Genomic DNA, 22,765 nt, shown 5'->3' on the forward strand with positions numbered 1-22,765 from the left:
TTATGCACGAGGCTGCCGGTGGATATTGCAACCCGCGTCTACAATCACAAATGGAAAATCGATCCGATTGTCCGGTCGCTGATTGATACGGATTTTTACAAACTTCTGATGTGCCAGTCGGTGTTTCGCAACAAGCCGGACACGACAGTGACCTTCTCCTTGATCAACCGTTCCGCGCAGGTGCCGCTGGCCCGGCTGATCGACGAGGGCGAGCTGCGCGAACAGCTCGACCACATCCGCTCGCTGTCGCTCAGCCGCGGTGAAAGCACTTGGCTGCGCGGCAATACCTTTTACGGCAAGCGGCAGATGTTCCGCCCTGACTTCATGGAATGGTTCGAGGGCCTGCGCCTGCCGCCCTATCATCTGGAACGCAGGGGCGATCAGTATGAGCTGACCTTCGAGGGCAAATGGCACGAAGTGATGCTGTGGGAAATCCCGGCGCTGGCGGTGCTGATGGAGCTGCGCAGCCGTGCGGTGATCAACAGCATGGGCCGGTTTGAGCTGCAAGTGCTCTATGCCCGTGCCATGACCAAGGTCTGGGAAAAGATCGATCGCCTGCGGGACGTGGGCGGGCTGACCATCGCCGATTTCGGCACCCGGCGGCGGCACTCGTTCCTGTGGCAGGACTGGTGCGTGCAGGCAATGCACGAGGGGCTGAGCGGTAAATTCACCGGCACCTCCAACTGTCTCATCGCGATGCGCCGCGAAGTGGAGGCGATCGGCACCAATGCCCATGAGCTGCCGATGGTCTATTCCGCGCTGGCTGAAGATGACGCGAAGCTGGCCCAAGCGCCCTATGATGTTCTGTCCGACTGGCATGACGAGCACGAGGGAAACCTGCGCATCATCCTGCCCGACACCTACGGCACCCAAGGCTTCCTGGACCGTGCGCCCGATTGGCTGGCCGGCTGGACCGGCATCCGTATCGACAGCGGCGATCCGGCCAAGGGCGCGGAGGTTGCGATCAATTGGTGGCAGGACCGCGGCGAGGATCCGGCTGAGAAACGGGTGATCTTTTCCGACGGGCTCGACGTGCAGCAGATCCAGGACCTGCACGCGCAGTTCTCGGACCGCACCAAGGTGTCCTTTGGTTGGGGCACGCTGCTGACCAACGACTTCCGCGGGCTGGTGAAGGATAACGCGCTGGCGCCGTTTTCGCTGGTCTGCAAGGCGGTTGCCGCCAATGGCCGCCCGACCGTGAAACTGTCGGACAATCCGGAAAAGGCAATGGGGCCTGCAAAGGAGATTGCGCGCTACAAGCAAGTGTTCGGAGTCGGTTCTCAGGAACGGCTGGACGTTATTGTTTGACTCTCTTCCTGCGCTGCAAAGAACGGGCTGGCTCCCGCGCGTTGCCCCTGCTTTGAAGAGCAAGGGCGCCCCTTGGGCCCGGCAGACCACGCTGGATGCGCGGCCTGCCGGGCATTGTGCAACGCACGGCGCAAAACCTCTTGCGGCAGCGGGGCCTAACCGTGATGGGCGGCCACGGTCTTGAGCTGCGAGAACCCATAGAGCGCTTCAAACCCCTTTTCCCGCCCATGGCCGGATTTCCCGACACCGCCAAAGGGCAGCTCAACGCCGCCGCCGGCGCCGTAATTGTTAAGGAACACCTGCCCGGCCCGAAGACGCTTTGCCAGCCGCATCTGCCGTGCGCCGTCTCGGGTCCAGACGCTGGCCACCAGACCGTAATCGGTGCTGTTGGCAATCCGCACGGCGTCTTCTTCGGTCTCAAACGGGATCAGCACCTGCACCGGGCCAAAGACCTCCTCGCGCGCCAGCGCATGATCCGGCGGCACGTCGGCAAACAGAGTGGGCCGGACATAGGCACCCGTTTCCGGCGCCTGCGGGGAAATGGCGCCTTGGGCCGCAACCGGCAGGTTCGCGCCCTGCTCCAGATAGCTCTCGACAATCTGTTTTTGCCGGGCAGAGATCAGCGGTCCCAGCTGCAGGTTGTCCTTTGCCGGCCCCGCCTTCAGGTCACGGTAGGCATCTGCCATCCGCGCCTTCACCTCGCCGTAGACCCCGCGCTGCACCAGAATGCGCGAGGAGGCCGAACAGGTCTGGCCTGCATTCTGGATGCCTGCATTCACAAGAAACGGCAATGCGGCGTCCAGATCCGCATCGTCGAATACAAGCTGCGGAGACTTGCCGCCCAGCTCCAGCGTCACCGGAACCACATTGGCGCCTGCGGCCTGCTGCACCAGTGCGCCCGTGCGCACCGAGCCGGTAAAGGAAATATGCTGCACATTTGGATGCCCTGCCAGCGCCGCGCCGGCTTCCCCTCCCAGACCCGGCACCACATTCAGCGCGCCGGCGGGCAGCCCGGCCTCAACCGCGATACGGGCAAAAGCCAGTGCCGTCAGGCAGGCTTCTTCGGCCGGTTTCAGAACGCAGGCATTGCCCATTGCCAGCGCCGCACCCACCGAACGCCCGATGATCTGCATCGGGTAATTCCAGGGCACGATATGCCCCGTCACCCCATGCGGTTCGCGCAGAGTATAGACGGTGAAACCGTCCAGATAAGGGATGGTCTCTCCCATCACCTTGTCCGCTGCGCCGCCGTAGAATTCGCAGTAGCGCGCCAGCGCCAGCGCATCGGCCCGCGCCTGAGACAGCGGCTTGCCCACGTCCATCGCTTCCAGCGCGGCCAGATGCTCCACCCGTTCCAGCACCAGCTGTCCGATCCGTGTCAGGATGCGGCCGCGCTCCAGCGCTGTCATCGCGCCCCATTCCCCCTCCAAGGCAGCATCTGCGGCCTGCACCGCAGCTTCAATATCCGCCGCGCCGCCGCGGGGGATCCGGCAGATTTCGCTGCCGTCCGAGGGGTTCACCAAAGGCAGGGTTCCGCCGCTGGCGGCAGGAAGCCAAGCGCCGCCGATGAGGCACAGCGCGGGATCGAACCAGAGAGGGGAGGCGTCAGTCATCATGGGCTCCTGCAACGTCGAATGTGTAGCTTTTGATCTGATGTCCGGTGAAGGGCGCGCCCTCGCGCAAGTCCCGGATGCCAGGAAGGAGGCTGAGGCATGTGCCCCAAAACGCCACTGCCTGGCGCGAGGATTTCGACAATCCCATGCGCCAGCGCCCTGGAAACTCCTGCAGGATAAGGCAAGCGGCTTCCTGGCCCCAGCCCTGGCGGCGGTGCTGCGGCAGAATGCAGAACTCCGACAATTCGCGCCGGTCATCGGGCAGGTTCAGCACGATGGCAAAGCCGATGCGGGTGCTGTCCTTGCGCAGCCAGAAGGCGGTCACATCTTTGCGGTGCAGCATCTGGCCTGCACGCTCGGTAGGATCGATCGCAGCGTGCGGCGCTGTCTCCTTGAAATAGGGCGCCATCGCAGCGGCCAGCAAGGCCTGTTCCCGCGGCATGATCAGCGCCAGCGACAGGGTCATGCAGCCCCGAATTCAGATCGGGAAGAACCGGCGCGGCGGCAATCAGCTGCCGGGTATAGGGATGCTGCGGATTGCTGAACATGGCCCCGGTTGCGCCCTGCTCGACGATCTCGCCTTTTTGCATCACCAGGCAGCGGTCGGTGATCGTCCGCACCACGCTCAGGTCATGGCTGATGAACAGATAGGTGAGGGCATAGGCCTCGCACAGCTCCGCCAGCAGATCAAGGATCCGGGCCCGGACCGAGACGTCGAGAGCGGAGACCGCCTCGTCAAAGATGATCAGTTCTGGACGGGTGATCAATGCGCGGGCAATTGCAATACGCTGGCGCTGGCCGCCGGAGAACTGGTGGATGTATTTGCCGGCATCTTCGGGGTTCAACCCGACAGCGGCGAGGGTTTCGGAAATAAGCCCGGCGCGTGCCGCTCCGCTTGGCGGATCAGGCAGCAAATGGAAAGGTTCGGTGATCAGCCGCTCCACCCGGTGACGCGGGTTGAAACTGCCATAGGGGTCCTGGAACACAACCTGGACTTTCCGTCGAATCGTCGGGTTGAGGTGAGTCGCAACAGGCTCTCCATCGAGGCGGATCTGCCCGCCCTGCAGTGGTTCCAGCCCTAGAATCGCCCGTGTCAGGGTCGATTTTCCGCATCCCGACTCACCCACTAGTCCCAGCCGTTCGCCGCGGTTCAGGATAAAGGAGACATTGTTCACGGCGCGGAATGTGCCGGGACTGGAAAACAGTGATTCGCGCGGAGTTCTGTAGTCGCGGACCGCATTTCTGACCTCCAGCAGCGGCGCGGGGGCGGGCGGGTCCGGCAGCGCCACCTGATGGCGAGAGGCATTAAACAGCATCCGCGTGTAGGGATGCCGCATGTTGCGCAAAAGCCAGGTGGTGTGACCGGTTTCCACCACTCCGCCGTTCCGCATGACGACGATCCGGTCGGCCAGGTCCGCGACGACGGCCAGGTCATGGCTGATGATCATCAACCCCATGCCATAGTCCTGAACCAGGTCCTTCAGCAGCTCCAGAATCTGCGCCTGGGTGGTGACATCCAGCGCGGTGGTCGGCTCATCCGCGATCAACAGCTTGGGGCGCAAAGCAATGGCCATTGCGATCACCACCCGCTGGCGCTGGCCGCCCGACAGCTCATGCGGAAAGCGCGACAGGGGAAACGGTCCGCCGGCAGGCCTACCCGCTCCAGCACCTCGCGGGCTCGGGCTTCGGCTTGCCTGCGGGGCATCGCCTTGTGAATCAGGATCGTCTCCATCACCTGCGCACCGATGGTTTTGACCGGGTTCAGCGCGGTCATCGGCTCCTGGAACACCATGCCGATGGACTGGCCGCGCAGGGCGCACATTTGCGTCTCGGACTGCTCCAGCAACTGGGTGCCGCTCAGCGTGATGTACCCCTTGGCCTCCGCAAGGTCCGGCAGCAGCTGCAGGATGGCGAGTGCGGTCATCGACTTGCCCGACCCGCTTTCGCCGGTGACCGCCACGATCTCGCCCGGCTCGATGTGGAAGCAGACATCCTTCAGCACTTGAAAAGCGCCGATCCTGACCGACAGGCTGGTGACATCCAGTAGCGTCATGCGCGTGCCACCCTTAGTTTCGGGTCCAGGAAATCGCGTAACCCGTCGCCCAGCAGGTTCAGTCCCAGCACGGTCAGGATGATGGCCATGCCCGGCACAAGTGCCAGATGCGGGGCAAAGCTGACCATTGTCTGAGCGTCGGCCAGCATCCGGCCCCAGCTAGGGGTGGGCGGCTGGGCGCCGAGGCCGACATAGCTGAGACCCGCTTCCGCCAGGATACCCAGCGAGAACTGGATGGTGCCCTGCACGATCAGCAGGTTCATCACATTGGGCAGGATATGCTCAGCCGAGATCCGTGCCGCGCCCTTGCCGGCGACGCGGGCGGCCAGGATGAATTCGCGTTCCCACAGGCTCAGCGCGGCGGCGCGGGTGATGCGGGCAAAGACGGGGATGTTGAAGATGCCGATGGCGATGATGGCGTTGACAGCGCCGGCGCCAAGGACGGCTGTAATCAGGATGGCGATCACCAGCGAGGGGAAGGCAAAGACCAGATCATTGCCGCGCATGATCCCCTCATCCAGCCACGTCCCGTTGCGCGCGGCGGCGGCCAGCCCCAGCGGCACACCCGCGCCCATGCCAATGCCGACAGCCACCAGCGCCACGGCGATGGAGGTGCGGGCGCCGACCATGATCATCGACATCAGGTCGCGTCCGAAATGATCGGTGCCCAGCCAGTGCTGCGCATTCGGCGTTTGCAGTTTGGCTGGGATGTTCATTGCCGCGTGGTCGAACGGCGTCCACAGAAACGACACCAGCGCCGCCAGCAGCAGCAGCGAGGACAGCACGCCGCCAAGGATCAGGTTGCGGGTCATGTCCGGCTCCTGAGGCGCGGGTCGACCAGCGCATAGGCAAGATCGACCAGGAAATTAACCGTAATGACGGCAAAGACCAGCAGCATCACCACCGATTCCACCACGATCAGATCGCGCGACGAAATCGCCTGGAACACCAGCCGCCCGAGGCCGGGCAGGTAGAACACCTGCTCAATGATGATGGCGCCCGCCAGCAGGAACGAAAACTGCAGGCCGATGATGGTCAGCACCGGGATCAGGGCATTCCTGACCCCATGCCGCCACAGAGCCTGGCGGCGCGAGAGCCCCTTGGCGCGGGCGGTGCGCATGAAATCCTCGGCCAGGATGTCGAGCAGCGCCGAGCGCATCACCCGCGTCAGGATCGCAGCCTGCGGCAGCGCCAGTGCAATCGCGGGCAGGGTGAGCGCATGGACGCCGGTCCAAAGCCCGGCATTCCAGCCCGGAAAGCCGCCGGCTCCGAACCAGCGCAGGTTGATGGCAAAGATCAGCACGAGCATCATCGCAAACCAGAAGTTCGGCACGGCGACACCCAGCTGGGTAGCCCCGATCACGGCCATGTCCCCGGGCTTGCCGCGGCGGGCGGCGGCGTAGATGCCGGCCGGAAAGGCGATGAGCGTGGAGAGCGTCAGCGCATAAAGCGCCAGCGGCAGCGACACCCACAGCCGGTCTGCAATCATGCCGGCAACTGGCGTGCGGTACGTGTAGGAGGTGCCGAAGTCGCCGCGCAGCATGCCGGCGGCCCAGTTAAGGTAACGGGCGGCCTTGCCCTGATCCAGCCCCAGTTCGGTGCGCAGCGCAGCGACGGTATCGGGCTGTGCATTGACCCCCAGCATGAAGGAGGCCGGATCGCCCGGCGCCACCTCCACCACAAGAAAAATCACCAGCGAGGCTACAGCCAGGCTGGCAATCAGCGACAACAGGCGTTTCAGGGCGTAACGCAACATGCCCGCCACGTTAGGAGCGCCGGGCGGTCCGGTCCAGTGGGCAGCGAAGAGAAACGAGCGGCAGAGCATAAAAGCGCGCAACGTCAAGAAGTTGTACAGGACCTGCCCGGAACATGCGCACCGCGCCGGGCAAGCGGCGGCCCGCCCCGGTGCGATGTGCTTTGGCAGCGGGCGGAAACCGGCTATCACTGCCTTATGCTGACGCGCCCCTGTTCATTGGATCGGAAATCTATCGCGGATCGTCTTATGGCGGCACGCATCCGTTGCGGGTGCCACGGGTCTCAACCGTGATGGATCTGTCCCGGGTGCTGGGCTGGCTGCCGGATCAGGCCTATGTGAATTCGCCCCGGGCGAAACCGGCAGCGCTGACTGTTTGGCACACGCCCGAATATGTTGCGGCGCTGCAAGCGGCAGAGGCGGCGCAGTCTGTAAGCGAAGACGTTCGGGTGCGGCACCATTTGGGCAGCATTTCCAACCCGGTGTTTCCGGAGATGTTCCGCCGCCCGGCCACTGCCGCGGGCGGATCGATCCTGGCGGGTGAGCTGCTGACAGGGGCGGCATCGTCTACAACCCGGCGGGCGGCACCCACCACGGGATGCCGGACCGGGCCAACGGCTTTTGCTATCTGAACGATCCGGTGCTGGCGATGCTGTCCCTGCGCCATCATGGCGCCCGGCGGATCGCCTATGTGGACATCGACGCGCATCATTCCGACGGGGTGGAGCATGGCTTTGCCGGCGACAGGGACGTGCTGATGATCTCGGTGCATGAGGAGAACCTCTGGCCCAAGACAGGCACGCTGGTTGAGGACGCGGGCGGCTCGGCTCTGAACATGCCAGTGCCGCGCGGGTTCAACGATGATGAGATGGCCCATATCCGCGACGCGCTGATTCTGCCCGCGGTGGAGGATTTCGCACCGGATGCCATCGTGCTGCAATGCGGGGCGGATGCGGTGTCAGAGGATCCGCTGCCGCATCTGGACCTGTCGAACAATGCGCATTGGGCGGTGGTGCGGGCGCTGATGGGGATGGCGCCGCGGTATCTGGTGCTGGGCGGCGGTGGCTATAATCCGTGGTCGGTCGGGCGGCTCTGGACCGGGGTCTGGGCCACGCTGAACGGGTTTGATGTTCCGAAGAGGCTGCCGGGGGCCGGCCAGGATGTGCTGCGCGGGCTGCAGTTCAACTGCAACCGTCTGGGCCGTAACCCGCCGGAGCATTGGTTCACCACGCTGCGCGACCAGCCGCGGGCGGGGAGGTCCGGCGGGAAATCCGGGAGAGGGTGGCTTACTTGCGGGCTAGACAGAGTTTGTAGCGCGGTGAGGGCCCGGCGGTGCCGCCGGGCAAAAGTATGCCTGCTGCTACTCCGCCCAGCTTAGTGCGCTGAGGTCGATGGCGGCGGTGGGCGCGTTCTCCCACAGCCCCTGCAACCCGGCTTTGGCCACCCCCAGCTTGGCCAGCTGGAACAGGTAGCCATTGACGTAATCCGCCGCGATAATCTCTTGCGCCTCTTGCAGCAGCGCGGTGCGGGCGTCCGGATCGGTGGTGGCGTTCAGCTTCGCCATAAGCTCCTGGAATGGCTTGCTGTCATACTGAAAGTAATACTCGGGCCGGGCATAGATGCCGATGTCCATCGGCTCGGTATGGCTGATGATCGTCAGGCCAAAGCTTTTGCCGCGAAAGACAGATTCCAGCCACTGCGCCCATTCCACGTTGATGATCTCCGCCTTGATCCCCACCTGGGCCAGCTGCGCCGCAACAATTTCGCCGCCGCGGCGGGCATAAGAGGGCGGCGGCAGATGCAATGTGGTCTCAAACCCGTCAGGCAGACCAGCCTCCGCCAGCAGCGCCTTGGCCTTCTCAGGATCAAAGGATGACGTGCCGGTCAGATCGTTATAGGCCGGGTTATGCGGTGCAAAATGGGTGCCGATGGGGGTGCCATAGCCGAACATCGCGCCGTCAATGATGGACTGCCGGTCGATGGCATGGGCCACAGCCTGGCGTACGCGCGCGTCGTCGAATGGCGGCTGTTTGTTGTTGGTGGACAGGATTGTCTCGCCCTCGGTCGATCCCACCAGCACCTGGAACCGCGGATCAGCCTCGAATTGCGGCAGGTTCTCCGGCGCCGGGAAGTTGTCAAAGGCGTCGATGTCCTCGGCCATCATCGCGGCAAAGGCGGCGGTGGGATCGGAGATGAATTTAAAGGTGGCCGAGTCCAGCGCGGGCTGTTCGCCCCAATACTCCGTATTGCGCGCCAGGCTGATCCGGTCGCCCTGCACCCATTCCTGAAAGGTAAAGGCGCCGGTGCCGACCGGGCTGGTCTTGATATCCTCGATGCTCTCCGGTGCCACAATCACCGCATCGCCCCAGGCCAGATTGAATAGGAAACTGCCGTTCGGCGCGTCCAGAGTGACTTTGACGGTCTGTGGGTTCACCGCATCCACCGACACGATCCCCTCAAACAGCGCTTTCTGCGCGTTGGTGCTGTCTTCGGCGCGGGCGCGGTCAAGCGAGAATTTCACGTCCTCCGCATCCATCGCGCTGCCGTCGTGAAAGGTGACGCCCGCACGCAAGTGGAAGGTATAGACGGTGCCGTCCTCAGAGATTTCCCAGTTTTCGGCGAGGCCCGGCACCACGGATCCATCGCCCATGAACCGGGTCAGCCCTTCGAAAATGTTGCTGTAAACTACCGAATCAATGGCCTGTGCTGCGGCGCTGGTCGGGTCCAGATGCGGCGGTTCCAGCTGCAGGCCGATGGTGACGCTGTCCTTGGCCCAGGCGGCGCCCGCCATCAAGGCCAGCGCGGAACCGGCAGCAACTACAAAGGACTTGAAGGCCATCTGAAATCTCCCTGTGTGCAAAATACGGGCCTGTAATGGCGCCTATTGGAAACGAGTTTCCCTGTTTCCCGAGCGTAATCAAGGGCGGGCGGCATTTCGCGCACTGGAAGCACGCGGCGTTAATTGGTAATCCGGGCGCTATTCGAACTGCGGACAGGAAGCCATGAGCGCAACAGCCAAGAAACAGGCGCCCAACGCCGAAGACCTCCGGGCCCGCAAGGGCGGCACACCTTTGGTGAGCCTGACAGCCTATACCACGCCGATGGCGCGGTTGATGGACAAGCACTGCGATTTCGTGCTGGTCGGCGACAGCGTCGGCATGGTGCTGCACGGGCTGACCTCGACCTTGGGCGTGACGATGGAGATGATGATCCTGCACGGCCAGGCGGTGGCGCGTGGTCTGGAACAGGCGATGCTGGTGATCGACATGCCCTTCGGGTCTTATGAAGAAAGCCCGCAGCAGGCATTCCGCAATGCCGCCCGGCTGATGGCGGAAACCGGCTGCGCCGCGGTCAAGCTGGAGGGTGGCGTCGGGATGGCCGAAACCATCCGCTTTCTGGTCAGGCGCGGCATCCCGGTAATGGCGCATATCGGTCTTACACCGCAGTCGATCAATACGCTGGGCGGCTACAAGGTGCAGGGCCGCGATACGCAAGCCGACGCCGTGCTGGCCGATGCCCGTGCGGTGGCCGATGCCGGCGCGTTTTCCGTGGTGCTGGAAAAGGTACCGCAGAAGCTGGCTGACAAGATCACCGCCGAAGTGGCAATCCCCACCATCGGCATCGGCGCCAGTGCCGGCTGCGACGGGCAGATCCTGGTGGTCGACGACATGCTGGGCTTTTTCACCGCCTTCAAACCGAAGTTCGTGAAACGCTACGCCGATCTTGGACCGCTGGCCGAAACTGGTATTGCTGAATACGCCGCCGAGGTCCGTGCCCGCAGCTTCCCGGCGGCTGAGCATGTGTTTGCCGATCAGGCGCCCTCCAAAGGATGACTGCCGACATGACCGCACCGATCCTGCGCCGCCTGTCTGATCTGCGCGCCAAGACAGCCGCATGGCGTCGTGCCGGCGAAACCATCGGCCTGGTGCCGACCATGGGCGCGCTGCACGCGGGCCATCTGTCACTGGCCGCAGCGGCCAAACAGTCCTGCGACCGGGTGATCGTGACCATCTTCGTGAACCCCAAGCAGTTCAACAAGCCGGAAGACCTGGAAAACTACCCCCGGACTGAAGCTGACGACGCGCAAAAGCTTGCACATCTGGGGGTGGATCTGATCTATGTCCCGGACCCGGATCAGATCTACCCGGAGGGTTACGCCACCAATGTCTCGGTCGCCGGCAGCATTACGGACGTGATGGAAGGCCCATTCCGCCCCGGTCATTTCGACGGGGTGGCAACGGTTGTGGCCAAGCTTTTTTTGCAAACCAGCGCGGATAAGGCGTTTTTCGGCCAGAAGGATTACCAGCAGCTGATGGTGGTGACCCGCATGGCACGCGATCTGGATATCCCGATCGAGGTTATCGGCTGCGAAACCGTGCGAGAGGCGTCGGGCCTTGCCATGTCCTCGCGCAATCTGCTGCTGCCAAAGGACAGGCTTGCCAAGGCGGCAGCGCTGAATGCCGCGATGCGGGTAGCCGCCGCCAAGGCATCAGCGGGCGGAGCCTGGGCGCCGCTGGAGACTGCTGCGCGCCAGACACTGGCAGAGGCAGGATTCGGCGACGTGGAATACTTCGACCTGCGCTGCGCTCAGACGCTGGAGGCGCTGGACAGCCCCTCCCGTCCCGCCCGTCTGCTGGCCGCCGCCTGGATGAATGGCGTCCGGCTGATCGATAATATCGAAGTTCCTCAACTAAATCCTTAGTAGGGGCTGGCAGCGGTAACACTTTTGCGTTTATGCTCCCCGGTCAGAGGAGACTGGAGGGCAGCCGATGACCTATATTCTGGCAATTGATCAGGGCACCACGTCGACCCGGGCAATCCTGTTTGATGCGGGAATGCAGGTCGCGGGCAGCGCGCAGCAGGAGTTCACCCAGCACTACCCGCAGGCAGGCTGGGTGGAGCATGACCCGGAAGAGATCTGGGAGACCACTATCGCCGTCTGCCGCAAGGTGATGGCGGAGCTGGATGTGTCTGCCGCGGACATCGCGGGCATTGGCATCACCAACCAGCGCGAAACCACCGTGGTCTGGGATAAGACCAGCGGCAAAGCCATTCACAACGCCATTGTCTGGCAGGACCGCCGCACTGCCGCCATTTGCGAGCAGCTGCGCCAGGACGGCCAGGCTGAGATGGTGGCCGACCGCACCGGGCTGCTGCTCGATCCCTATTTCTCCGGCACCAAGGTGAAGTGGATCCTCGACATGGTGCCCGGCGCGCGCGAGCGGGCGGCGGCGGGCGATCTGCTGTTCGGCACGGTGGATACCTTTCTGATCTGGCGGCTGACCGGCGGTGCCTCGCACGTCACCGACGCCACCAACGCCGCGAGGACGCTGATGTATGACATCCGCAAGGGCCGCTGGAGCCGCACCATCAGCGATCTGCTGGATGTGCCGCAGCAGATGCTGCCGGAGGTCAAGGACAGCGCTGCCGATTTCGGCACCACCGACCCGGAGATCCTGGGCGGCGCTGTGCCGATCCTGGGCGTGGCCGGCGACCAGCAGGCAGCCACCATCGGCCAGGCCTGTTTCCAGCCGGGAATGATGAAATCCACCTATGGCACCGGCTGCTTTGCCCTTTTGAACACCGGCGACGAACCGGTGGTGTCGAAGAACCGGATGCTGACCACCATCGCCTATCAGCTCGGTGGCAAGCCGACCTATGCGCTGGAAGGTTCGATCTTCATCGCCGGCGCCGCGGTGCAATGGCTGCGCGACGGGCTGGGGATCATTGAAGAGGCGTCGCAGTCGGGCGAGCTGGCGCTGCGGGCCGATCCGGGACAGGACGTGATCCTGGTGCCCGCCTTCACCGGTCTTGGCGCCCCTTACTGGGAACCGGAATGCCGCGGCGGCATGTTCGGCCTCAGCCGCAACTCCGGCCCGGCGGAATTTGCCCGCGCCGCGCTGCAAAGCGTCGCGTACCAGACCCGCGATCTCTATGAGGCGATGCGTGCCGACTGGGAGGACGACAGCCACCACACCGTGACCCTGCGCGTCGATGGCGGCATGAGCGCCAGCGACTGGGCGATGCAGAGCCTGTCGGACATACTGGGTGCCGCCGTCGACCGCCCGGTGATGCAGGAAACCACAGCACTTGGCGCCGCTTGGCTGGCGGGGATGCGGGCCGGGATCTATCCGGATCAGACGGGGTTCGCCGACACCTGGAAGCTAGACCGCCAGTTTGCGCCGCTGATGCAGCCTGCGGCGCGGCAGGCGGCTTATGCGCGCTGGCAGCGCGCGGTTCAGGCGGTGATCGGGGTTTGACGTCAGGCGGGCAGGGCGGGCCGCTCCCGCCTGTTCCGCCACATTCTGCGAATGCGCCTCACAGTTGGGCGTAGCGCCGCGCTTTGCGCGGCGTTTTCCCTTTGCTGAGAAGCGGTTTAAGGCCAGAACCGCCCTTAAACGCGCCCATTCCAGGGTGATAGCGGCCATCCGCGCCTCAAGGGTGAACCGTGCCTGCGGCAGGGCGGCTGTGCCGCCCTTGACCCGCGGCTGGCCGCAGGCAGGCCTCAGCTGATGCGCGCGCCTGCCGGGAGGGTCGGGGCGCGGGCGTTCAGCTCTTCGATGGAGAAGCCCGCTATGGATTTGTACTTGGCGGCATGGGCGGCCAGGTCCGCCTGCGGGATCACCTCGCTGATGTCCCCGAAGTCGCCGCCGCAAAGATCCTCGACCCGCTGCAGCACCCCGTCCGGCCCGCCGCCTGCGCGGTTGGCGAGGCCCACCGCCGTTGTGACAGGGCGCACCTCTGCCTCGTAAGCCTGGAGCGCGGCGGCGCTGATGCCGTGTTCCAGCAGATTTGCGCCAATCACCCGTGCGTCCACGATGGCCTGGCTGGCGCCGTTCGATCCCACAGGATAAGTCGGATGCGCGGCGTCGCCCATCAGGGTGACGTTGCCATGGGTCCAGCGCGCCAGCGGGTCGCGGTCCACCATCGGGTATTCATAGACCACCTCCGCCCCGCGGATCAGGGTTGGCACGTCGATCCAATCAAACCGCCAATCCTCGAAATCCGGCAGGATCCCCTGGATGTCCGCAGGCCGGTTCCAGTCTTCCTTCCGCCAGGGCGCAGAGGGATCAAAGCTCTTTTCCGCAATCCAGTTCATGGCGACGCAGCCCTCTGCATCTGATGCCGAGATCGGATAGGCGACCAGCCGCAGATGGTCGTGGCCTATCATCGCCATCGCCGCGCCGCCCTTGAAGGCAGGCGCGCGGGCGGTGGCCCGCCACAGGATACGGCCGTTCCAGACAGGCGCGCCCTCACCCGGCACAATCTGTGCGCGCAGGGCGGAATGGATGCCGTCTGCCGCCACCACCAACGATCCTTTGACCCGCTGCCCGTCCGCCAGCAGCAGCGCAGCACCTTCTGCCGTATTCTCAAACCCTGCCGCCCGTGCGCCGGTCGTAAAACAGCCCGTCCCCGCGCGCTCCACCAGGGTCCGGTAGAGCATCATCTGCAGCGCGCCACGGTGCACCGAATACTGCGGCCAGGCATAGCCGGCGCGGGTACCGCGCGGTTCCTCCCAGATCGTTTTGCCAAGCTTGCTGTAAAATCCCAGCTGCCGGGTCCGGACAGCAATCGCGTCCAGTTCTGCCTTCAGCCCTAAATCGAACAGTTCCCGCACCGCGTTGGGCTGCAGGTTGATGCCAACACCCAGCGGTTTCAGGCCGCGGACTGCCTCATAAATCTGAAATGGGACCCCGATCTGATGCAGCGTCAGCCCCAGTGTCAGCCCTGCAATGCCGCCGCCCGCGATGAGGATGGACATAATAAGCATACTCCCTAATTGCACGGGCAGATAACCACGGCGCGCGGCAGGGAGCAAGCTGGCGGAAAGGGTAAATGGTCAGCGCCGGCCGCCGATGATCAGGTCGGGGCCAAAGATCACATCGGCATAATTGTGCAGATAGATTTTCAGCCAGGGCGTGAACCGTTCCGGGTGGCGGCTGACTTCGGCCAGAAGGTCATGGTAATCGACCCAGCGGGTCTCCATCACTTCGTCCGGGTTTGGGGTGATGATCAAGGGGCGGTGGGCATGGGCCAGGAACACATCCACTGCCTCATGCTCGACCAGGCCGTTGCCGACATCGGCGCGGTATTCCAGGTGATGGCGGAACTCAGGATAGAGGCCGGTCAGGCCCAGCTCTTCCTGCATCCGCCGCACGGCACAGGCCGAGGGCTGCTCGTCCCACATCGGATGGGTGCAGCAGGTGTTCGCCCAGAGGCCGGGGGTGTGGTACTTCCCCATTGCCCGGCGCTGCATCAGGATTTCCACGCCTTTCACCACAAAAACGGAGACCGCCTTGTGTTTCAGCCCGCGCTCATGCGCGGCGAGCTTGTCAACAGGTGTCAAATCGCCGTTCACCCAGGCGGGGATCATGTGGCTCATGCTGTGTCCGTGACGGTTTTTTCTGGCGCGGCCTGCCGCAACTGCGATGGCCTGGCTCCTACCGCTAACCTTTGCGGGTTACGAAAGCAATTACGCGAAAAGCCGCGGCGAAAATGCCGCGGCTTTGTGGCCGTGCTGCCGGAAAATCCGGCCTTACTCGGAAGCGGCTTCCGCGTTTTCTTCCGCGGCGGGTTCTTCAGCCGGCGCCGGGCCGTGGCTGGCCAGGAAAGCAAAGATATCCTCGCCGCCCTTCTTCAGACGGAAGGACATTTTTGACTTGGCTTTGGCGTTGCCGGTTTCAGCCTGCAGGAATTTCTTGGGGTCGGTGGTGAAGCCGACGAATTTCGCTTCGTCCCAGACCAGCCCGGCTTCGCCTGCCGCAACCAGGTCCTTGCTGTATTTGAAGCCTTCGGTGCTGCCGGCCGCGCGGCCTGCCAGTCCCCACAGGTTCGGGCCGGTCTTGCCGCCCTTTACAATCACATCGCCGTCGTCCGAGACGACCATGTGGCAGGATTTGCATTTATTAAACCCCTTTTCCCCCTTGGCCGGGTCGCCTTCGGCAAAGGCAGGGGCGGCGAGGAGGCCGAAAATGGCGGCTGTAACGAGAGGTTTCATATTGCTTGCTCCGGTTTTGAGTTGGCAGGTTTGACTCATGATCCAATAGCCGGCGGTGTCAACCGGCAGTTTGACGCGCATCAAAGTCATGGCAGGAAGTTGCGGGCATTCATACCGCCGCCCAGCAGGGCAGCAGGTCGCCGGGCTCTGGCCGGGCATGAGAAATAGCGCGGGCAATGGCGCGGCTGAGGCAAAGGGCAGCGGCGTGGCAAAGCAAACCAAGCTCTGCATCCGGGTTTTCCGGGGCGCGGGTGCCGGTGCTGGCGGCAAAGACCAGATCGCCGTCGCCGGGCGCATGGGCCGGAACAATGGCGCGGCCGATGCCGTCATGGGCGGTAGTGGCCAGGCGCTGGCACTGCGCCTTGCTGAGTGCGGCATCCGTGGCGATGATGGCGATGGTGGTATTGGCGCGCTCTTGCGGCATCGGGGCGCCGCCCAGCTTCTGCATGGCGGCCAGCTTGCGGCTCTCTGGACTGCGGCCCAGCCCGGCGGATGGGTCCGGGCCCAATCCGCCGAATTCATCCCCGATTTCAAACGGCGCCGCCCAGAAATGCCGCTCACCCGGCGTGGTGACGGCGCCCAGCGGGTTGGCGGCCACCAGCGCGCCCACGGTCACACCGCTGTTTAGCACCAGCGAGGCCGATCCCAGCCCGCCCTTGACCATCGCGGTCAGCGCGCCGGTGCCCGCACCATAGGTACCAAGATCAAAGGTATCTGCCGCGGCTTCGAACGCCGCTCGGCCCAAGGCGCGGTAGGGATTGTCATCCCAGTCCTTCTGCCCGCCGTTCAGCAGATCAAACAGGATCGCGCCCGGCACCAGCGGCACCCGCGCCGGGCCAACCGGAAAACCGCGGCCCTGACTGTGCAGCGCGTCCATCACCCCGGAACAGGCATCAAGACCAAAGGCCGAGCCGCCGGAAAGAACCAGCGCGTCGATCTTGGCAACTGATTTGTCCGGCGCCAGCAGATCGGTCTCCCGCGTTCCCGGCGCACCGCCCATCACATGCACCGATGCGGTGAAGGGCTTGTCTGCCGTCAGAACTGTGGTGCCGGATTTCAGCGCCGCATCCTGCGCATTGCCAACCAGGATGCCGGGGACATCGGTGATCAGATTTCGAGGGCCGGGAAGCATGGTGAGAAGTCCTTCTTGCATGAAGCGCGCTGGGGCGCGCTGCCTCCGGCGGGGGGTGAGGCCTGTCATGGAAACCCTCCGGGGGAGGGTTCCAAGGCCGAACGGGCGGAGCCCGGGGAAAGATGAAAGCGCGGCGTCAGATCCGCGGCTTGGGGCTGCAGTTTCCGGGTCGCCTGAGTTCGGCTCACCCTTGGGTTCGATCAGCAGCACCTTGCATTCTTGCTCGGCGCGGGGGCGGTGACTGATGCCTTTGGGCACCACGAACAGCTCACCTGTGCGGACGGTCTGCGGCGCCTGGCCTTCGATATCCATCACCATTTCACCTTCCAGAACCAGAAAGAAGTCATCGGTGCCGGCGTGAACATGGTACGGAAACTCCCCTGAAATTTCACCACCATCACGTCGTTGCCGTTATAGTCCGCCACCACATGCGGGTCCCAATGGCTGGAAAACATTGCCAGTTTTTCGCTCAGGTTCACGGTCTTCATATGCAGCGTCCTCCGTCCACTTCCATCGCAACACCGGTCACCATACCCGCCTCGTCCGAACACAAGAAGCAAGCCGCGTTGCCCATGTCCTCAGGCGTGGAAAACCGGCCGATCGGGATGGTGGACAGGAATTTGGCGCGCATTTCCGGGGTGTCTTCGCCCATGAAGGTTTTCAGCAGCGGCGTTTCCCCCGCCACCGGATTAATCGCATTGACCCGCACGCCATGCGGCGCCAATTCCACGGCCATGGTTTTGGTGGCAGTGATCATCCAGCCCTTGGAGGCGTTGTACCAGTTGAGGCTGGGGCGCGGCGAGACACCGGCGGTGGAGGCGACATTCAGGATCGCGCCGGTCTGGCGCGCCTTCATATGCGGTACCAGGGCGCGGGCTGTCAGGTAGACGGATTTGACGTTGACGCCTAGCACCCGGTCGAAATCTTCCTCGCTGATGTCTTCCAGCGGCGCGGGCAAATGGGTGACGCCGGCATTGTTGATCAGGATGTCCAGCTGTCCAAAGGCCTCCAGGGCGGCCTCTGCCATGGCATTGACTGAGGCGCCGTCGGAGACATCCACTGTCCGGGCGGTGGCGTTGCTGCCCAGCTCTGCGGCCATTTCCGCTGCCGCGGCACCATTGATGTCAGCAATCATCACCCGGGCGCCCTCAGCCAGGAACTTGCGTGCGATCCCGGCGCCAAAACCCGAGGCGCCGCCGGTCACAATGGCGGTTTTTCCGTCCAGCCGCATGTTCTTATCCTCCCTGCTGTTTTGCCAGCAGCATGGGCGGAGCGGGCGGCGGGTGCAATCCGCCGGATCAATCCGGGTCGATTTTACCGCGCGTCGCTTTCAGGCCGCCGCGCTGTTTCTTGGCCTCCAGCCGCCGCTTGACCGAGCCGCGTGTGGGTTTGGTGGCAATGCGCCGCTTGGGCGCCACCAGCGCCTTGCGCACCAGCTCGGCCAGCCGCTCGCGTACGATTTCGCGGTTGCGCTGCTGGGACCGGGTCTCGTCGCATTGCAGGATGATCGCGCCTTCCTTGGTCCAGCGGCGCCCGGCCAGCCGTTTCAGCCGGTTCTTGACCGCAGGCACCAGCGCCGGTGAGCGTTCGGCCTCGAACCGCAGTTCCACCGCAGTGGCCACCTTGTTCACATTCTGCCCGCCGGGGCCGGAGGCACGGACAAAGCTTTCGGTGAGTTCCCAATCCTGCAGGGTGATTTGCGCGTTAACGTGGATCATGGCTCAGTCAGTAATCGAAAAGGGCCGTTCCCACACGCGGAAACAGCCCTTCGAGATGATAGGAGGTGCACCGGTTAGGTCAGCACCAATTCAGTAATCTATACGCGCCAAGGGCTGCCTCGGCCGCACGCCTTCTGAACTGTTCCGGCACTGCTCTCCATAGCTTCTCTAGACAATGGGCACCTCCTTTCTGAATGTTTCGTGTGATCCCAGCCTGCCATAGATTCGGTTAATGTCAAAACAAAATCATGTGGTCTTTGCGGTCAGTTTACGCACGATGATGCGGAAGGGCACAAGGGCGGCCAGAGCAAGCGACAGTTTCACCAGCCAATCGGCCGCAGCAAGCGAGACCCACAGGGGGCCATAGGGCCGCTGCCCAGCAGCGGCAGCACCTCTGCGGCCCAGGCGACATCGTTGCCCGGCTCCAGCCAGACAAGCGCGCCTGAGAAGGCGATGGTGAAGAAAATTGCTGTGTCCACCGAAGAGCCGGCCAGCGTGGACGCCAGCGGCGCGCGCCACCATTTGCCTGTCCGCAGGGCGGAAAAGACGGCAACGTCCAAAAGCTGCGCAGTGAGAAAGGCAAGACCGGAGCCAAGAGCAATCCGCAGCGTCACGGCCGGATAGGTGAAGCCGTCGCCCTGCAGCATGATTTGAGTGCCGATCAGCGAGCAGATGACCCCGGCAAGGAAACCGGCCAGCACCACCTTGCGGGCAGCTGCGGTGCCATAGACCCGGTTCATCACGTCAGTGACCAGGAAAGCGATGGGATAGGTGAAGGCGCCCCAGGTCAGCCATTGGCCGAACAGGAATTGCACCAGGATGTTGGACGCCACAACGACGGCGGCCATGGCAGCAATGCCGGGAATATGTGAGCGGGTCATGGGCCGGATCCATTTTTCAAGGCCGCGGGCATCATAACTGCTACGGCAGAAGACTGGCCCTTTAAACCGGACGTCCTGCTGCTGCAAGCATGCTGCAGGGCAGCGGCTCCCGCCCGTTCGGGCGCTTTTCAGGAAATGCACACTCCCGGTTGGGCCCGGCGCCGCTGGCGCGGCGCGGGGGCTGCTGGTCAGCGGGGCAACGCGTATTCTACTATTTCGGTGCGTTGAAAGGGCAGGAAATTGTCGTCCGATACCATCGTGGCGCGCAGGCGCCCGGTTCCATCCGCCCAGACCGACAGCCCTTCCAGATTGTCATGGGTGCGGGCGCGGGTCTGCAGCAGCACCGTTTCATTGATCGGCCCGGCGGCGGTGATGTCCCAGCGGCGCAACCGGCTGCGGAAGCCAAACAGAGTAAAGTCGCGCTCCAGAAGATAGAACCGCCCATCGGGGCCGAAATCGGCATCCACCGGCAAAAATCCACCCACGGGCGGCAGGCTGAAGGGGCGCGACCAGCGGTGGCCGTTCCAGCGCCAGACCGGGATCTGCCCGTGTTTGTCCAAGGCGCGCTCGGGCAATGTATACAGCCGCCCGCGAGCATCGATGGCCAGGGTTTCCAGCGATTTGTTAGGCGGCAGGCCGCGAAAGGCCTTGGGGCGCGGCAGCACTTTGGCGCGGCCTTCGGGGCTGCGGTACCGCGCCACCCGTGCAGCACCTTCAAAGGAGATATAGCGGCTGCCGTCGGCCGCCACTGCCAGCCCTTCGCTGTCGCCGGCAAAGCCCCGGAGTGTTTTTCCGGTGGAGGCCCGCAGTTCATGCGCGCGCCGGGCCGTGATGCCGGAAATCAGACCCTGGTTGCGCTGGATCCGGGTTGTCACCAGTGTCGCACGGTCGCTGAGCACGGTCATCGACTTGCCGCCGTCACTGAGCTTGAGCGCCGAGAATCCGCCGAACCAGCGCTGGTTCAGCTTCCAGGTATAGCTGCTGAGGTGCTGCGCCTTGCCTGCTGCAGCCGCCGCGGGGCGGTTTGCCGCATAACCCGCCGCTGCCAGGCAGGCGGCGGCCGCAAGGGCCAGAATCAGTTTGATTGCAGAACGGCGGCGCATTGCTTGGGCAGGTCCGAAAGGGTGTAATCCCGTCTCGGTTTAGGCTTTGGCGCGTTGGGGTCAACCGGTTTCGGTTTCGGCGGGTTCAGAATGTCATTGACCCAGCGCTGGGCATCGGCGCAACCGTCGCCTTTGGGCGGGGACGCCTGATCAACGCAACCGCGCGCGCCGCGCGGACAGGCCAGCCGCACGTGGAAGTGATAGTGATGCCCCCACCAGGGCCGGATCTTGCGCAGCCAGCGGCGGTCGCCCTTTGCATCCTTGCACATCTGCACCTTGGCGCCGGGAAAGACAAAGATCCGCGCCACCCTTTTATCCTGCGCCGCGGCTTTCAGAATTTCATGATGGGCACGGGTCCAGCTGGAATTCACATAGGCGCCCTTGGCCCGGCGCATCGAGATTGAGGAGATGTTTTCCCGAGCGCTGCGGCTGAGGTTCAGCCGGTCCGGCGGCCGCATCCATATGTCGATATCAAGACCGATCTGATGGCTGCGGTGGCCCGACAGCATCGGCCCGCCGCGCGGCTGGCTGATGTCGCCGATGTACAGCCCCTTCCAGCCGCGCTGTTTGGCGGCCACGCGGCTCAGGTCCTGAACAAAATCAATTGCCGCCGGGTGCCCCCAGTTGCGGTTGCGGCTAAGGCGCATCGCCTGCCAGGTCGGGCCGGTTTCGGGCAGCTGGGCGGCGCCGGCAACGCAGCCCTTGGCATAAGAGCCGAACGGCGCGGGGCGCTGCTGCGAGGCGTTGGGCTTGGCCCCGAACAGGGCCTTGGCCGGGGTTTGCGCACTGGCCGGGCTGCAAAAGCCCGCAATCGCTAAACATATGGCAAGAAACAGTTTCAACCCTGATCTCCTTCTCCTTGAACCCAGAACAACAGTACCAATCCGATTAGAAACAGCCCGATCACGGGGGTGATCCCCAGCCGGGCGCTGCCGGTCACTGTGGTGGCCAAACCGATCAGGGCCGGCGCCAGAAATGCGGTGGCGCGCCCTGATAGGCCATAAAGGCCGAAGCTTTCGGTCGCATCCGCAGGGCTGGTGTGGCGCACCATCAGGCTGCGGCTGGCGGCCTGCAGGATGCCGCCAAAGCCGCCGATCAGCATGCCGCAGCCAAAGAACACCGTGTCGGGCAGCGTGGAGCCTTCTGCCAGGGCAATGCCGAAAATCTGGTGGCGCGACATGCTGACGAGGATCAGGCAGACAAAGGACAGTACCAGGATCGAGGCGATGATCACCGGCTTCGGGCCCAGCCGCCGGTCAGCCTTGCCGCCCAGCCAGCTGAAGACAGTGGCGGCAAAGGCGGCGACAATGCCGAAAATGCCGATCTGGGTTATTTCCCAGCCCAGCACCAGCTTGGCGTAGACACCGCCAAAACCGTACAGCCCGTTCAGCGCGTCGCGGTAAAACATTGACGATCCAAGATAGGTTGCAAGGCTCAGCCGGTGGCGCAGGCTGGCAACCAGCTTGACCACCATTTGCCAGGCTTTGCCCAGGCTGGCCTTGCGCCCGGTGGCACCGCGGTCCTGCACCCACAGAAAGTAAGGCACCATGAAGACAGCAAACCAGACGGCGGTAAAAGGGCCGACGGCGCGGGTGCCTTCCTTGGCCTCGGCATCCAGACCCAGGGCGGGGCTAAGGCCGATCAGCGTCTTGCCCGAACTTTGTTCGACAAACAGCAGCAGCATGATGAACAGCGCAATCACCCCGCCAAGATAGCCGAATGCAAAGCCGGAGCCAGAGACCGCCCCCACGTCCTCGCGGCTGGCAAGCGTCGGCAGCTGGGCGTTGACAAAGATCAGCGCAAACTCGGCGCCGATGAAGCCAAAACCAAAGCTGACCAGCATCCACCACAGGTTGCTTCCCGCAGGGTCCATGTACCACAGCCCCCAGGCACCGATCAGATACATCAGCGAAAACATCATGATCCAGGGCAGGCGGCGGCCGGTGATATCGGCCAGTGCCCCCAGAAACGGCGCACCAAAGGCGATGATCAGGCCGGTCACGGTCAGGCACAGCGACCAGACAGTCTGCGCCTGCGCCTTGGCCGCCTCGCCCGCCAGCCCCTGGGTCATAAAGTAATCCGCGGCCACGGCGGCAAAGAACGGGCTGAAAATAAACGTCACCAGCAGCGTCTGATACGGCTGGCTGGCCCAGTCAAAGAACCACCATCCCCAGATCCGCTTGCGCGTGGATACCTGCTGCATGCC

At 63.9% G+C, this 22,765-nt stretch carries 18 protein-coding genes and 4 pseudogenes; 5 read left to right on the forward strand and 17 right to left on the reverse strand.

The annotated features are described in order from the left end of the window. Positions 1-18 precede the first annotated feature (18 nt). Complete coding sequence (pncB, locus tag ETW23_RS21265; RefSeq protein WP_134831174.1) at positions 19-1,308, forward strand: nicotinate phosphoribosyltransferase; 1,290 nt, start codon at positions 19-21, stop codon at positions 1,306-1,308. Between the two features lie 155 nt (positions 1,309-1,463). On the opposite strand, the gene ETW23_RS21270 is transcribed toward pncB, so the two are convergent. From ETW23_RS21270 to ETW23_RS21290, 5 genes and pseudogenes are all read right to left on the reverse strand, one after another. Further along, positions 1,464-2,921 (reverse strand): aldehyde dehydrogenase family protein, encoded by a 1,458-nt coding sequence (locus ETW23_RS21270; RefSeq protein WP_134831175.1) that lies wholly within the window; start codon positions 2,919-2,921, stop codon positions 1,464-1,466. Continuing rightward, positions 2,914-3,264 (reverse strand): GNAT family N-acetyltransferase, encoded by a 351-nt coding sequence (locus ETW23_RS21275; protein WP_254695093.1) that lies wholly within the window; start codon positions 3,262-3,264, stop codon positions 2,914-2,916. The genes ETW23_RS21270 and ETW23_RS21275 overlap by 8 nt, the downstream gene beginning before the upstream one ends. Positions 3,265-3,400: 136 nt before the next feature. Further along, a pseudogene (locus ETW23_RS21280) lies at positions 3,401-4,974 on the reverse strand (ABC transporter ATP-binding protein); the annotation flags it as partial. Continuing rightward, on the reverse strand, positions 4,971-5,786 hold the full coding sequence (locus tag ETW23_RS21285) for an ABC transporter permease (RefSeq protein WP_134831177.1): 816 nt from the start codon (positions 5,784-5,786) through the stop codon (positions 4,971-4,973). The pseudogene ETW23_RS21280 and the gene ETW23_RS21285, both read right to left, overlap by 4 nt. Continuing rightward, positions 5,783-6,730, reverse strand: a complete 948-nt coding sequence (locus tag ETW23_RS21290) for an ABC transporter permease (protein WP_134831178.1) — start codon at positions 6,728-6,730, stop codon at positions 5,783-5,785. The genes ETW23_RS21285 and ETW23_RS21290 overlap by 4 nt, the downstream gene beginning before the upstream one ends. A gap of 161 nt (positions 6,731-6,891) precedes the next feature. On the opposite strand from ETW23_RS21290, the pseudogene ETW23_RS21295 reads away from it, so the two are divergent. Continuing rightward, a pseudogene (locus tag ETW23_RS21295) lies at positions 6,892-8,041 on the forward strand (acetoin utilization protein AcuC). Positions 8,042-8,087: 46 nt separating this feature from the next. Here ETW23_RS21295 and ETW23_RS21300 read toward each other — a convergent pair. Beyond that, a complete protein-coding gene (locus ETW23_RS21300; RefSeq protein ID WP_134831179.1) occupies positions 8,088-9,566 on the reverse strand; it encodes an ABC transporter substrate-binding protein in 1,479 nt (492 codons plus the stop codon). A 163-nt stretch (positions 9,567-9,729) separates the two neighbouring features. Here ETW23_RS21300 and panB point away from each other — a divergent pair, with 163 nt between their 5' ends. The 3 genes from panB to glpK all read left to right on the forward strand — a co-directional run bounded on the left by panB (position 9,730) and on the right by glpK (position 12,987). Continuing rightward, positions 9,730-10,560, forward strand: a complete 831-nt coding sequence (gene panB, locus ETW23_RS21305) for a 3-methyl-2-oxobutanoate hydroxymethyltransferase (RefSeq protein WP_134831180.1) — start codon at positions 9,730-9,732, stop codon at positions 10,558-10,560. A gap of 8 nt (positions 10,561-10,568) precedes the next feature. Continuing rightward, complete coding sequence (gene panC / locus ETW23_RS21310) at positions 10,569-11,429, forward strand: pantoate--beta-alanine ligase (protein WP_134831181.1); 861 nt, start codon at positions 10,569-10,571, stop codon at positions 11,427-11,429. A 67-nt stretch (positions 11,430-11,496) separates the two neighbouring features. Continuing rightward, the gene (gene glpK / locus ETW23_RS21315) at positions 11,497-12,987 is read left to right on the forward strand and encodes a glycerol kinase GlpK (protein WP_134831182.1); all 1,491 of its coding nucleotides are present in this window, start codon (positions 11,497-11,499) and stop codon (positions 12,985-12,987) included. A 245-nt stretch (positions 12,988-13,232) separates the two neighbouring features. Here glpK and ETW23_RS21320 read toward each other — a convergent pair whose 3' ends face one another. From ETW23_RS21320 to ETW23_RS21370, 11 genes and pseudogenes are all read right to left on the reverse strand, one after another. Then, on the reverse strand, positions 13,233-14,489 hold the full coding sequence (locus ETW23_RS21320) for a flavin-dependent oxidoreductase (RefSeq protein WP_134831183.1): 1,257 nt from the start codon (positions 14,487-14,489) through the stop codon (positions 13,233-13,235). A 78-nt stretch (positions 14,490-14,567) separates the two neighbouring features. Then, the gene (gene idi / locus ETW23_RS21325; protein ID WP_134831184.1) at positions 14,568-15,110 is read right to left on the reverse strand and encodes an isopentenyl-diphosphate Delta-isomerase; all 543 of its coding nucleotides are present in this window, start codon (positions 15,108-15,110) and stop codon (positions 14,568-14,570) included. Between the two features lie 153 nt (positions 15,111-15,263). Next, positions 15,264-15,725: a cytochrome c family protein gene (locus ETW23_RS21330; protein WP_129372400.1), complete on the reverse strand. Its 462-nt coding sequence runs from the start codon at positions 15,723-15,725 to the stop codon at positions 15,264-15,266. A gap of 109 nt (positions 15,726-15,834) precedes the next feature. After that, positions 15,835-16,857, reverse strand: a complete 1,023-nt coding sequence (locus ETW23_RS21335) for a P1 family peptidase (protein ID WP_134831185.1) — start codon at positions 16,855-16,857, stop codon at positions 15,835-15,837. Between the two features lie 153 nt (positions 16,858-17,010). Further along, a pseudogene (locus ETW23_RS21340) lies at positions 17,011-17,345 on the reverse strand (cupin domain-containing protein); the annotation flags it as partial. Beyond that, positions 17,342-18,088 carry an SDR family oxidoreductase gene (locus tag ETW23_RS21345; RefSeq protein WP_134831186.1) on the reverse strand — a complete coding sequence of 249 codons (747 nt, stop codon included), beginning with the start codon at positions 18,086-18,088 and terminating at the stop codon, positions 17,342-17,344. The pseudogene ETW23_RS21340 and the gene ETW23_RS21345, both read right to left, overlap by 4 nt. Positions 18,089-18,155: 67 nt before the next feature. Further along, a complete protein-coding gene (gene arfB / locus ETW23_RS21350; RefSeq protein ID WP_129372397.1) occupies positions 18,156-18,575 on the reverse strand; it encodes an alternative ribosome rescue aminoacyl-tRNA hydrolase ArfB in 420 nt (139 codons plus the stop codon). 246 nt (positions 18,576-18,821) lie between these two features. Further along, a pseudogene (locus ETW23_RS21355) lies at positions 18,822-19,456 on the reverse strand (queuosine precursor transporter). Positions 19,457-19,644: 188 nt separating this feature from the next. Continuing rightward, a complete protein-coding gene (locus ETW23_RS21360; RefSeq protein ID WP_129372395.1) occupies positions 19,645-20,559 on the reverse strand; it encodes an esterase-like activity of phytase family protein in 915 nt (304 codons plus the stop codon). Continuing rightward, positions 20,532-21,401, reverse strand: coding sequence for a penicillin-insensitive murein endopeptidase (gene mepA, locus ETW23_RS21365; protein WP_134831187.1), 870 nt, complete (start codon positions 21,399-21,401; stop codon positions 20,532-20,534). Before mepA ends, ETW23_RS21360 begins: the two co-directional genes overlap by 28 nt. Then, entirely contained in the window at positions 21,398-22,762 is a 1,365-nt protein-coding gene (locus tag ETW23_RS21370; protein WP_134831188.1) for an MFS transporter, read from the reverse strand. The genes mepA and ETW23_RS21370 overlap by 4 nt, the downstream gene beginning before the upstream one ends. Between the last annotated feature and the right edge of the window lie 3 nt (positions 22,763-22,765).

The organism is Leisingera sp. NJS201 (genome assembly GCF_004535885.1).
Lineage (GTDB): Bacteria > Pseudomonadota > Alphaproteobacteria > Rhodobacterales > Rhodobacteraceae > Leisingera.

Bases quoted from the DNA above. Each gene is read 5' to 3' on its own strand.
- idi (WP_134831184.1), bottom strand. From the start codon at position 15,110: ATGAGCCACATGATCCCCGCCTGGGTGAACGGCGATTTGACACCTGTT.
- ETW23_RS21330 (WP_129372400.1), bottom strand. From the start codon at position 15,725: ATGAAACCTCTCGTTACAGCCGCCATTTTCGGCCTCCTCGCCGCCCCT.
- ETW23_RS21370 (WP_134831188.1), bottom strand. From the start codon at position 22,762: ATGCAGCAGGTATCCACGCGCAAGCGGATCTGGGGATGGTGGTTCTTT.
- ETW23_RS21335 (WP_134831185.1), bottom strand. From the start codon at position 16,857: ATGCTTCCCGGCCCTCGAAATCTGATCACCGATGTCCCCGGCATCCTG.
- panC (WP_134831181.1), top strand. From the start codon at position 10,569: ATGACCGCACCGATCCTGCGCCGCCTGTCTGATCTGCGCGCCAAGACA.
- ETW23_RS21275 (WP_254695093.1), bottom strand. From the start codon at position 3,264: ATGCTGCACCGCAAAGATGTGACCGCCTTCTGGCTGCGCAAGGACAGC.
- arfB (WP_129372397.1), bottom strand. From the start codon at position 18,575: ATGATCCACGTTAACGCGCAAATCACCCTGCAGGATTGGGAACTCACC.
- glpK (WP_134831182.1), top strand. From the start codon at position 11,497: ATGACCTATATTCTGGCAATTGATCAGGGCACCACGTCGACCCGGGCA.
- ETW23_RS21360 (WP_129372395.1), bottom strand. From the start codon at position 20,559: ATGCGCCGCCGTTCTGCAATCAAACTGATTCTGGCCCTTGCGGCCGCC.
- ETW23_RS21300 (WP_134831179.1), bottom strand. From the start codon at position 9,566: ATGGCCTTCAAGTCCTTTGTAGTTGCTGCCGGTTCCGCGCTGGCCTTG.
- ETW23_RS21285 (WP_134831177.1), bottom strand. From the start codon at position 5,786: ATGACCCGCAACCTGATCCTTGGCGGCGTGCTGTCCTCGCTGCTGCTG.
- ETW23_RS21270 (WP_134831175.1), bottom strand. From the start codon at position 2,921: ATGACTGACGCCTCCCCTCTCTGGTTCGATCCCGCGCTGTGCCTCATC.
- panB (WP_134831180.1), top strand. From the start codon at position 9,730: ATGAGCGCAACAGCCAAGAAACAGGCGCCCAACGCCGAAGACCTCCGG.
- ETW23_RS21320 (WP_134831183.1), bottom strand. From the start codon at position 14,489: ATGTCCATCCTCATCGCGGGCGGCGGCATTGCAGGGCTGACACTGGGG.
- ETW23_RS21290 (WP_134831178.1), bottom strand. From the start codon at position 6,730: ATGTTGCGTTACGCCCTGAAACGCCTGTTGTCGCTGATTGCCAGCCTG.
- ETW23_RS21345 (WP_134831186.1), bottom strand. From the start codon at position 18,088: ATGCGGCTGGACGGAAAAACCGCCATTGTGACCGGCGGCGCCTCGGGT.